Here is a 1,326-nt window from a genome sequence, read left to right as displayed (position 1 = left end):
TCCTTGCCGGCTGCTGCTTCGCGGGCGGCGCGGGTGCGTTTTCCGAGTTTTGCCATCTTACTTTACCTCGATGCCCATGGACTTCGCGGAGCCCAGGATAATCTGCATAGCACCTTCAACGGAATTCGCGTTGAGGTCTTTCATTTTGGCTTCAGCGATTTCACGCACCTGAGCCACGGTCACGGAGGCAACTGTCTCACGGCCGGGATTCTCAGCGCCACGAGGACGGTTACGCTTACCGACGGGCTTCAGGCCAGCCGCTTTTTTCAGGTAATAAGACGCAGGCGGCGTCTTAATGTCCATCGTGAAGGACTTGTCCTGATAATACGTGATCACGGTTGGGCACGGCGCACCGGCCTCCATTTCCTGTGTCTTAGCGTTGAACGCCTTACAGAATTCCATGATATTGATGCCGCGTTGACCCAATGCGGGGCCAACTGGGGGCGAAGGGTTCGCTTTCCCGGCGGGAATTTGCAGCTTCATCTTGCCTGCAAGTTTCTTGGCCATGAGGCCTCTCCTTTTCCAACAAGTCTGTGACGCGTCGCAGACTTCTTACAGTTGTGTGGTCCGATCCGGCACGCGCGCGCGCCTTGCCTCCCACGAGTGATGCCGGGTGTGAGCCCGGCCAGACAATCAGGCCGTCTTAGTGACCTGAGTGAATTTCAATTCAACGGGCGTTGCACGGCCAAAGATCGACACGGACACCTTGAGGCTCTGTGCCTCATCATCCACATCTTCGACCTGACCAGAGAAGCCTTCGAACGGCCCATCGGTCACGTTGACGTTTTCGCCCACATCGAAGCTGATCAGGCTGCGTGGTGCCTCTTGACCTTCTTCAACACGGTTCAGAATACCGTTCACCTCAGCATCACGCATCGGCATCGGGCGGCCTTGTGGGCCCAAGAAACCAGTGACGCGGTTGATCGAGTTGATCAGGTGATAGCCCTCATCGGACATCTCCATACGGACCAGCACGTAACCGGGCATAAAGCGACGCTCAGTGGTGACCTTCTTGCCACGGCGAATTTCGAGAACTTCTTCAGTCGGAACCAGAACCTCTTCGATTTGGTCCTGAAGCTCGTTCTCTTCTACCGCTGTTCTGATCTGCTCGGCCACGCGTTTCTCGAAGTTCGAGAGCACCGACACGGAGTACCACCGTTTTGCCATTCTGCCTTTACCCCAAACCCGGCGAGCGGGCTGAAAAGTTCCATCATCGCGGGCAACTAAACCCACTTCGCCCCGCCAAAAACCAAGCGCGGCTCGAATCGAAGGCGCTGAGATGTCGGGAGTTTGCGTGACCTACCCGCCCTGCCCCTGTCATGCAAG

Annotated in this window: 2 protein-coding genes; both read right to left on the bottom strand. The window is 56.8% G+C overall.

Features of this window, described 5'->3' with window-relative positions; genetic code table 11:
* Window positions 1-57: 57 nt before the first annotated feature.
* A complete protein-coding gene (rplK, locus tag AC4GMC_RS17715; RefSeq protein WP_269080788.1) occupies window positions 58-507 on the bottom strand; it encodes a 50S ribosomal protein L11 in 450 nt (149 codons plus the stop codon).
* Between the two features lie 126 nt (window positions 508-633).
* On the bottom strand, window positions 634-1,167 hold the full coding sequence (gene nusG, locus AC4GMC_RS17710; protein ID WP_038008922.1) for a transcription termination/antitermination protein NusG: 534 nt from the start codon (window positions 1,165-1,167) through the stop codon (window positions 634-636).
* Window positions 1,168-1,326 lie beyond the last annotated feature (159 nt).

Source organism: Thalassobacter sp. (assembly GCF_982993085.1).
This window is presented reverse-complemented; position numbering and strand designations above follow the sequence as displayed.